An 11,089-nucleotide genomic window follows, 5' to 3' on the forward strand; every position below is an offset into this window, starting at 1 on the left:
ATGAAGTTAACCAACCGGATATCGGCACAGTTCGTTACTTCAGAACTAACACAGTGGACGCGAGCAACTGAGGACAAGCCCTCGGCCTATTAGTACCGGTCAGCTCCACCCATTACTGGGCTTCCACATCCGGCCTATCAACCCAGTCGTCTACTGGGAGCCTTACCCTCTCAAGGAGGTGGGAATACTCATCTCGAAGCAGGCTTCCCGCTTAGATGCTTTCAGCGGTTATCCCTCCCGAACGTAGCCAACCAGCCATGCCCTTGGCAGGACAACTGGCACACCAGAGGTTCGTCCGTCCCGGTCCTCTCGTACTAGGGACAGCCCTTCTCAATATTCCTGCGCGCGCAGCGGATAGGGACCGAACTGTCTCACGACGTTCTAAACCCAGCTCGCGTACCGCTTTAATGGGCGAACAGCCCAACCCTTGGGACCGACTCCAGCCCCAGGATGCGACGAGCCGACATCGAGGTGCCAAACCATCCCGTCGATATGGACTCTTGGGGAAGATCAGCCTGTTATCCCCGGGGTACCTTTTATCCGTTGAGCGACGGCGCTTCCACAAGCCACCGCCGGATCACTAGTCCCGACTTTCGTCCCTGCTCGACCCGTCGGTCTCACAGTCAAGCTCCCTTGTGCACTTACACTCAACACCTGATTGCCAACCAGGCTGAGGGAACCTTTGGGCGCCTCCGTTACCCTTTGGGAGGCAACCGCCCCAGTTAAACTACCCATCAGACACTGTCCCTGATCCGGATCACGGACCGAGGTTAGACATCCAGCACGACCAGAGTGGTATTTCAACGGCGACTCCACCATGACTGGCGTCACGGCTTCAAAGTCTCCCACCTATCCTACACAAGCCGAACCGAACACCAATATCAAACTGTAGTAAAGGTCCCGGGGTCTTTCCGTCCTGCTGCGCGAAACGAGCATCTTTACTCGTAGTGCAATTTCACCGGGCCTATGGTTGAGACAGTCGAGAAGTCGTTACGCCATTCGTGCAGGTCGGAACTTACCCGACAAGGAATTTCGCTACCTTAGGATGGTTATAGTTACCACCGCCGTTTACTGGCGCTTAAGTTCTCAGCTTCGCCCTGTCGAAACAGAGCTAACCGGTCCCCTTAACGTTCCAGCACCGGGCAGGCGTCAGTCCGTATACATCGCCTTACGGCTTCGCACGGACCTGTGTTTTTAGTAAACAGTCGCTTCTCGCTGGTCTCTGCGGCCACCCCCAGCTCACGGAGTAAATCCGATCACCAGACGTGGCCCCCTTCTCCCGAAGTTACGGGGGCATTTTGCCGAGTTCCTTAACCATAGTTCACCCGAACGCCTCGGTATTCTCTACCTGACCACCTGAGTCGGTTTAGGGTACGGGCCGCCATGAAACTCGCTAGAGGCTTTTCTCGACAGCATAGGATCATCCACTTCACCACAATCGGCTCGGCATCAGGTCTCAGCCTTAATGTGTGACGGATTTGCCTATCACACGGCCTACACCCTTACCCCGGGACTACCACCGCCCGGGTTGGACTACCTTCCTGCGTCACCCCATCGCTTACCTACTACAAGTCTGGTTCGTCGGCTCCACCACTTTCCTTTCCCCGAAGGGTCCGGAACGGCTTCACGGACTTAGCATCGCCTGATTCGATATTGGGCGTTTCAAAGCGGGTACCGGAATATCAACCGGTTGTCCATCGACTACGCCTGTCGGCCTCGCCTTAGGTCCCGACTTACCCTGGGCAGATCAGCTTGACCCAGGAACCCTTAGTCAATCGGCGCACACGTTTCTCACGTGTGTATCGCTACTCATGCCTGCATTCTCACTCGTGAACCGTCCACAACTCGCTTCCGCGGCTGCTTCACCCGGCACACGACGCTCCCCTACCCATCACAGCGGGCGTTGGCCCTCATGCTGCAATGACACGACTTCGGCGGTACGCTTGAGCCCCGCTACATTGTCGGCGCGGAATCACTTGACCAGTGAGCTATTACGCACTCTTTCAAGGGTGGCTGCTTCTAAGCCAACCTCCTGGTTGTCTCTGCGACTCCACATCCTTTCCCACTTAGCGTACGCTTAGGGGCCTTAGTCGATGCTCTGGGCTGTTTCCCTCTCGACCATGGAGCTTATCCCCCACAGTCTCACTGCCGTGCTCTCACTTACCGGCATTCGGAGTTTGGCTAAGGTCAGTAACCCGGTAGGGCCCATCGCCTATCCAGTGCTCTACCTCCGGCAAGAAACACACGACGCTGCACCTAAATGCATTTCGGGGAGAACCAGCTATCACGGAGTTTGATTGGCCTTTCACCCCTAACCACAGGTCATCCCCCAGGTTTTCAACCCTGGTGGGTTCGGTCCTCCACGAAGTCTTACCTCCGCTTCAACCTGCCCATGGCTAGATCACTCCGCTTCGGGTCTTGAGCGCGCTACTGAATCGCCCTGTTCGGACTCGCTTTCGCTACGGCTTCCCCACACGGGTTAACCTCGCAACGCACCGCAAACTCGCAGGCTCATTCTTCAAAAGGCACGCAGTCACGACCCATTGAGTAAACTCAATGAGCGACGCTCCCACGGCTTGTAGGCACACGGTTTCAGGTACTATTTCACTCCGCTCCCGCGGTACTTTTCACCATTCCCTCACGGTACTATCCGCTATCGGTCACCAGGGAATATTTAGGCTTAGCGGGTGGTCCCGCCAGATTCACACGGGATTTCTCGGGCCCCGTGCTACTTGGGTGTCTCTCAAACGAGCCGTCAATGTTTCAGCTACGGGGGTCTTACCCTCTACGCCGGACCTTTCGCATGTCCTTCGCCTACATCAACGGTTTCTGACTCGTCTCACAGCCGGCAGACTGTGAAAGAGAGATCCCACAACCCCGCATGCGCAACCCCTGCCGGGTATCACACGCATACGGTTTGGCCTCATCCGGTTTCGCTCGCCACTACTCCCGGAATCACGGTTGTTTTCTCTTCCTGAGGGTACTGAGATGTTTCACTTCCCCTCGTTCCCTCCACATGCCCTATGTGTTCAGGCATGGGTGACAGCCCATGACGACTGCCGGGTTTCCCCATTCGGAAACCCCCGGATCAAAGCCTGGTTGACGGCTCCCCGGGGACTATCGTGGCCTCCCACGTCCTTCATCGGTTCCTGGTGCCAAGGCATCCACCGTGCGCCCTTAAAAACTTGGCCACAGATGCTCGCGTCCACTGTGTAGTTCTCAAGCAACGACCAGCCACCCATCACCCCACCCGACAAGCAGATGAGTTCACTGGGGCCGGCATCGCGAAGATACAAACCTTACGGCCGTACCCTCAGATACCCAACAACGTGCCAAGCACGACCCGTCGGTCCATCATCACGTTCCACGCCGAAGCAGTACTTGTGAAGTGATCCTCGAGATCGTGCCAAATAATCAACGTTCCACCCATGAGCTGACCGTGCAGAACATTTGTCTGCAATCGGTACTGTGCTCCTTAGAAAGGAGGTGATCCAGCCGCACCTTCCGGTACGGCTACCTTGTTACGACTTCGTCCCAATCGCCAGTCCCACCTTCGACAGCTCCCTCCCACAAGGGGTTGGGCCACCGGCTTCGGGTGTTACCGACTTTCGTGACGTGACGGGCGGTGTGTACAAGGCCCGGGAACGTATTCACCGCAGCAATGCTGATCTGCGATTACTAGCAACTCCGACTTCATGGGGTCGAGTTGCAGACCCCAATCCGAACTGAGACCGGCTTTTTGAGATTCGCTCCGCCTCGCGGCATCGCAGCTCTTTGTACCGGCCATTGTAGCACGTGTGCAGCCCAAGACATAAGGGGCATGATGACTTGACGTCGTCCCCACCTTCCTCCGAGTTGACCCCGGCGGTCTCCTGTGAGTCCCCATCACCCCGAAGGGCATGCTGGCAACACAGGACAAGGGTTGCGCTCGTTGCGGGACTTAACCCAACATCTCACGACACGAGCTGACGACAGCCATGCACCACCTGTATACCGACCACAAGGGGGGCACTATCTCTAATGCTTTCCGGTATATGTCAAGCCTTGGTAAGGTTCTTCGCGTTGCGTCGAATTAAGCCACATGCTCCGCTGCTTGTGCGGGCCCCCGTCAATTCCTTTGAGTTTTAGCCTTGCGGCCGTACTCCCCAGGCGGGGAACTTAATGCGTTAGCTGCGGCACCGACGACGTGGAATGTCGCCAACACCTAGTTCCCAACGTTTACGGCGTGGACTACCAGGGTATCTAATCCTGTTCGCTCCCCACGCTTTCGCTCCTCAGCGTCAGTAATGGCCCAGAGATCCGCCTTCGCCACCGGTGTTCCTCCTGATATCTGCGCATTTCACCGCTACACCAGGAATTCCGATCTCCCCTACCACACTCTAGCCTGCCCGTATCGGATGCAGACCCGGGGTTAAGCCCCGGGCTTTCACACCCGACGTGACAAGCCGCCTACGAGCTCTTTACGCCCAATAATTCCGGACAACGCTTGCGCCCTACGTATTACCGCGGCTGCTGGCACGTAGTTAGCCGGCGCTTCTTCTGCAGGTACCGTCACTTTCGCTTCTTCCCTGCTGAAAGAGGTTTACAACCCGAAGGCCGTCATCCCTCACGCGGCGTCGCTGCATCAGGCTTTCGCCCATTGTGCAATATTCCCCACTGCTGCCTCCCGTAGGAGTCTGGGCCGTGTCTCAGTCCCAGTGTGGCCGGTCGCCCTCTCAGGCCGGCTACCCGTCGTCGCCTTGGTAGGCCATTACCCCACCAACAAGCTGATAGGCCGCGGGCTCATCCTTCACCGCCGGAGCTTTCAACCAGCTCCCATGCGGAAGCCGGTGTTATCCGGTATTAGACCCCGTTTCCAGGGCTTGTCCCAGAGTGAAGGGCAGATTGCCCACGTGTTACTCACCCGTTCGCCACTAATCCACCCCGAAGGGCTTCATCGTTCGACTTGCATGTGTTAAGCACGCCGCCAGCGTTCGTCCTGAGCCAGGATCAAACTCTCCGTGAATGTTTACCCGTAATCGGGTGACACTCGCGTTGAGCGGGACAGTCATGCCGGAATAAGGCCGACTGTCCACAGCGTCCTCGCTGTGTATGTTGCCTGCCGACCACAAGGGCCCGCAGGACTTTCAAAGGAACCTCGCCATCCGAAGATGGACGGGGTATCAACTAATCTGGCGTTGATTTTTGGCACGCTGTTGAGTTCTCAAGGAACGGACGCTTCCTTTGTACTCACCCTCTCGGGCTTTCCTCCGGGCTTCCCTTCGTTCTTGCGTTTCCGACTCTATCAGATCTTTCCGATCCGATTTCCTCGGTGCTTTCCGGTCCCTTTTGCTTTCGCTCCGGGCCCTTCCGGCGGTTCCGACTCTATCAGATCTTTTCGGTCTGACTTCCTCGGTGCTTTCCGGTCCCTTCGCTTTCGCGTCGGTCCCTTCCTGCGTCTCCGACTCTATCAGATGTCTGGGGGTCGGATTGCCACCGCGGGCGGCGTCCAGGAGGTCTCGCCGGCCGGCGCCGGAGCGGCTGCCGGCCCTAGTGGTCCTGAACGCAGAAAAGCCCCGCACCATAAGGTGCGGGGCTTTCCCACAATGATTGTTCGGCGGCGTCCTACTCTCCCACAGGGTCCCCCCTGCAGTACCATCGGCGCTGAAAGGCTTAGCTTCCGGGTTCGGAATGTAACCGGGCGTTTCCCTAACGCTATGACCACCGAAACTCTATGAAGTTAACCAACCGGATATCGGCACAGTTCGTTACTTCAGAACTAACACAGTGGACGCGAGCAACTGAGGACAAGCCCTCGGCCTATTAGTACCGGTCAGCTCCACCCATTACTGGGCTTCCACATCCGGCCTATCAACCCAGTCGTCTACTGGGAGCCTTACCCTCTCAAGGAGGTGGGAATACTCATCTCGAAGCAGGCTTCCCGCTTAGATGCTTTCAGCGGTTATCCCTCCCGAACGTAGCCAACCAGCCATGCCCTTGGCAGGACAACTGGCACACCAGAGGTTCGTCCGTCCCGGTCCTCTCGTACTAGGGACAGCCCTTCTCAATATTCCTGCGCGCGCAGCGGATAGGGACCGAACTGTCTCACGACGTTCTAAACCCAGCTCGCGTACCGCTTTAATGGGCGAACAGCCCAACCCTTGGGACCGACTCCAGCCCCAGGATGCGACGAGCCGACATCGAGGTGCCAAACCATCCCGTCGATATGGACTCTTGGGGAAGATCAGCCTGTTATCCCCGGGGTACCTTTTATCCGTTGAGCGACGGCGCTTCCACAAGCCACCGCCGGATCACTAGTCCCGACTTTCGTCCCTGCTCGACCCGTCGGTCTCACAGTCAAGCTCCCTTGTGCACTTACACTCAACACCTGATTGCCAACCAGGCTGAGGGAACCTTTGGGCGCCTCCGTTACCCTTTGGGAGGCAACCGCCCCAGTTAAACTACCCATCAGACACTGTCCCTGATCCGGATCACGGACCGAGGTTAGACATCCAGCACGACCAGAGTGGTATTTCAACGGCGACTCCACCATGACTGGCGTCACGGCTTCAAAGTCTCCCACCTATCCTACACAAGCCGAACCGAACACCAATATCAAACTGTAGTAAAGGTCCCGGGGTCTTTCCGTCCTGCTGCGCGAAACGAGCATCTTTACTCGTAGTGCAATTTCACCGGGCCTATGGTTGAGACAGTCGAGAAGTCGTTACGCCATTCGTGCAGGTCGGAACTTACCCGACAAGGAATTTCGCTACCTTAGGATGGTTATAGTTACCACCGCCGTTTACTGGCGCTTAAGTTCTCAGCTTCGCCCTGTCGAAACAGAGCTAACCGGTCCCCTTAACGTTCCAGCACCGGGCAGGCGTCAGTCCGTATACATCGCCTTACGGCTTCGCACGGACCTGTGTTTTTAGTAAACAGTCGCTTCTCGCTGGTCTCTGCGGCCACCCCCAGCTCACGGAGTAAATCCGATCACCAGACGTGGCCCCCTTCTCCCGAAGTTACGGGGGCATTTTGCCGAGTTCCTTAACCATAGTTCACCCGAACGCCTCGGTATTCTCTACCTGACCACCTGAGTCGGTTTAGGGTACGGGCCGCCATGAAACTCGCTAGAGGCTTTTCTCGACAGCATAGGATCATCCACTTCACCACAATCGGCTCGGCATCAGGTCTCAGCCTTAATGTGTGACGGATTTGCCTATCACACGGCCTACACCCTTACCCCGGGACTACCACCGCCCGGGTTGGACTACCTTCCTGCGTCACCCCATCGCTTACCTACTACAAGTCTGGTTCGTCGGCTCCACCACTTTCCTTTCCCCGAAGGGTCCGGAACGGCTTCACGGACTTAGCATCGCCTGATTCGATATTGGGCGTTTCAAAGCGGGTACCGGAATATCAACCGGTTGTCCATCGACTACGCCTGTCGGCCTCGCCTTAGGTCCCGACTTACCCTGGGCAGATCAGCTTGACCCAGGAACCCTTAGTCAATCGGCGCACACGTTTCTCACGTGTGTATCGCTACTCATGCCTGCATTCTCACTCGTGAACCGTCCACAACTCGCTTCCGCGGCTGCTTCACCCGGCACACGACGCTCCCCTACCCATCACAGCGGGCGTTGGCCCTCATGCTGCAATGACACGACTTCGGCGGTACGCTTGAGCCCCGCTACATTGTCGGCGCGGAATCACTTGACCAGTGAGCTATTACGCACTCTTTCAAGGGTGGCTGCTTCTAAGCCAACCTCCTGGTTGTCTCTGCGACTCCACATCCTTTCCCACTTAGCGTACGCTTAGGGGCCTTAGTCGATGCTCTGGGCTGTTTCCCTCTCGACCATGGAGCTTATCCCCCACAGTCTCACTGCCGTGCTCTCACTTACCGGCATTCGGAGTTTGGCTAAGGTCAGTAACCCGGTAGGGCCCATCGCCTATCCAGTGCTCTACCTCCGGCAAGAAACACACGACGCTGCACCTAAATGCATTTCGGGGAGAACCAGCTATCACGGAGTTTGATTGGCCTTTCACCCCTAACCACAGGTCATCCCCCAGGTTTTCAACCCTGGTGGGTTCGGTCCTCCACGAAGTCTTACCTCCGCTTCAACCTGCCCATGGCTAGATCACTCCGCTTCGGGTCTTGAGCGCGCTACTGAATCGCCCTGTTCGGACTCGCTTTCGCTACGGCTTCCCCACACGGGTTAACCTCGCAACGCACCGCAAACTCGCAGGCTCATTCTTCAAAAGGCACGCAGTCACGACCCATTGAGTAAACTCAATGAGCGACGCTCCCACGGCTTGTAGGCACACGGTTTCAGGTACTATTTCACTCCGCTCCCGCGGTACTTTTCACCATTCCCTCACGGTACTATCCGCTATCGGTCACCAGGGAATATTTAGGCTTAGCGGGTGGTCCCGCCAGATTCACACGGGATTTCTCGGGCCCCGTGCTACTTGGGTGTCTCTCAAACGAGCCGTCAATGTTTCAGCTACGGGGGTCTTACCCTCTACGCCGGACCTTTCGCATGTCCTTCGCCTACATCAACGGTTTCTGACTCGTCTCACAGCCGGCAGACTGTGAAAGAGAGATCCCACAACCCCGCATGCGCAACCCCTGCCGGGTATCACACGCATACGGTTTGGCCTCATCCGGTTTCGCTCGCCACTACTCCCGGAATCACGGTTGTTTTCTCTTCCTGAGGGTACTGAGATGTTTCACTTCCCCTCGTTCCCTCCACATGCCCTATGTGTTCAGGCATGGGTGACAGCCCATGACGACTGCCGGGTTTCCCCATTCGGAAACCCCCGGATCAAAGCCTGGTTGACGGCTCCCCGGGGACTATCGTGGCCTCCCACGTCCTTCATCGGTTCCTGGTGCCAAGGCATCCACCGTGCGCCCTTAAAAACTTGGCCACAGATGCTCGCGTCCACTGTGTAGTTCTCAAGCAACGACCAGCCACCCATCACCCCACCCGACAAGCAGATGAGTTCACTGGGGCCGGCATCGCGAAGATACAAACCTTACGGCCGTACCCTCAGATACCCAACAACGTGCCAAGCACGACCCGTCGGTCCATCATCACGTTCCACGCCGAAGCAGTACTTGTGAAGTGATCCTCGAGATCGTGCCAAATAATCAACGTTCCACCCATGAGCTGACCGTGCAGAACATTTGTCTGCAATCGGTACTGTGCTCCTTAGAAAGGAGGTGATCCAGCCGCACCTTCCGGTACGGCTACCTTGTTACGACTTCGTCCCAATCGCCAGTCCCACCTTCGACAGCTCCCTCCCACAAGGGGTTGGGCCACCGGCTTCGGGTGTTACCGACTTTCGTGACGTGACGGGCGGTGTGTACAAGGCCCGGGAACGTATTCACCGCAGCAATGCTGATCTGCGATTACTAGCAACTCCGACTTCATGGGGTCGAGTTGCAGACCCCAATCCGAACTGAGACCGGCTTTTTGAGATTCGCTCCGCCTCGCGGCATCGCAGCTCTTTGTACCGGCCATTGTAGCACGTGTGCAGCCCAAGACATAAGGGGCATGATGACTTGACGTCGTCCCCACCTTCCTCCGAGTTGACCCCGGCGGTCTCCTGTGAGTCCCCATCACCCCGAAGGGCATGCTGGCAACACAGGACAAGGGTTGCGCTCGTTGCGGGACTTAACCCAACATCTCACGACACGAGCTGACGACAGCCATGCACCACCTGTATACCGACCACAAGGGGGGCACTATCTCTAATGCTTTCCGGTATATGTCAAGCCTTGGTAAGGTTCTTCGCGTTGCGTCGAATTAAGCCACATGCTCCGCTGCTTGTGCGGGCCCCCGTCAATTCCTTTGAGTTTTAGCCTTGCGGCCGTACTCCCCAGGCGGGGAACTTAATGCGTTAGCTGCGGCACCGACGACGTGGAATGTCGCCAACACCTAGTTCCCAACGTTTACGGCGTGGACTACCAGGGTATCTAATCCTGTTCGCTCCCCACGCTTTCGCTCCTCAGCGTCAGTAATGGCCCAGAGATCCGCCTTCGCCACCGGTGTTCCTCCTGATATCTGCGCATTTCACCGCTACACCAGGAATTCCGATCTCCCCTACCACACTCTAGCCTGCCCGTATCGGATGCAGACCCGGGGTTAAGCCCCGGGCTTTCACACCCGACGTGACAAGCCGCCTACGAGCTCTTTACGCCCAATAATTCCGGACAACGCTTGCGCCCTACGTATTACCGCGGCTGCTGGCACGTAGTTAGCCGGCGCTTCTTCTGCAGGTACCGTCACTTTCGCTTCTTCCCTGCTGAAAGAGGTTTACAACCCGAAGGCCGTCATCCCTCACGCGGCGTCGCTGCATCAGGCTTTCGCCCATTGTGCAATATTCCCCACTGCTGCCTCCCGTAGGAGTCTGGGCCGTGTCTCAGTCCCAGTGTGGCCGGTCGCCCTCTCAGGCCGGCTACCCGTCGTCGCCTTGGTAGGCCATTACCCCACCAACAAGCTGATAGGCCGCGGGCTCATCCTTCACCGCCGGAGCTTTCAACCAGCTCCCATGCGGAAGCCGGTGTTATCCGGTATTAGACCCCGTTTCCAGGGCTTGTCCCAGAGTGAAGGGCAGATTGCCCACGTGTTACTCACCCGTTCGCCACTAATCCACCCCGAAGGGCTTCATCGTTCGACTTGCATGTGTTAAGCACGCCGCCAGCGTTCGTCCTGAGCCAGGATCAAACTCTCCGTGAATGTTTACCCGTAATCGGGTGACACTCGCGTTGAGCGGGACAGTCATGCCGGAATAAGGCCGACTGTCCACAGCGTCCTCGCTGTGTATGTTGCCTGCAGAACCACAAGGGCCCGCAGGACTTTCAAAGGAACCTCGCCATCCGAAGATGGACGGGGTATCAACTAATCTGGCGTTGATTTTTGGCACGCTGTTGAGTTCTCAAGGAACGGACGCTTCCTTTGTACTCACCCTCTCGGGCTTTCCTCCGGGCTTCCCTTCGTTCTTGCGTTTCCGACTCTATCAGATCCTTTCGGCGTCTGATTCCCAGTCAGCGGGAGTTGTCTTTCCGGCTGTTGGGCCGTTCCGACGAGTGAGACTTTAGCGGATTCCC

General features: G+C 57.1%; 5 rRNA genes. All 5 read right to left on the reverse strand.

Annotated elements, in window-relative coordinates:
• Positions 1-69 precede the first annotated feature (69 nt).
• Positions 70-3,191, reverse strand: a 23S ribosomal RNA gene (locus OG392_RS16305).
• 288 nt (positions 3,192-3,479) lie between these two features.
• A 16S ribosomal RNA gene (locus OG392_RS16310) occupies positions 3,480-5,005 on the reverse strand.
• A gap of 586 nt (positions 5,006-5,591) precedes the next feature.
• Positions 5,592-5,708, reverse strand: a 5S ribosomal RNA gene (rrf, locus tag OG392_RS16315).
• Between the two features lie 74 nt (positions 5,709-5,782).
• Positions 5,783-8,904: ribosomal RNA gene (locus OG392_RS16320) — 23S ribosomal RNA — on the reverse strand.
• Between the two features lie 288 nt (positions 8,905-9,192).
• Positions 9,193-10,718, reverse strand: a 16S ribosomal RNA gene (locus OG392_RS16325).
• The 16S, 23S and 5S rRNA genes sit together here, the layout of an rRNA operon.
• Positions 10,719-11,089 lie beyond the last annotated feature (371 nt).

Origin of the sequence: Streptomyces sp. NBC_00691, assembly GCF_036226665.1 — a bacterium.
In the GTDB taxonomy this organism is placed as follows: Bacteria; Actinomycetota; Actinomycetes; order Streptomycetales; family Streptomycetaceae; genus Streptomyces.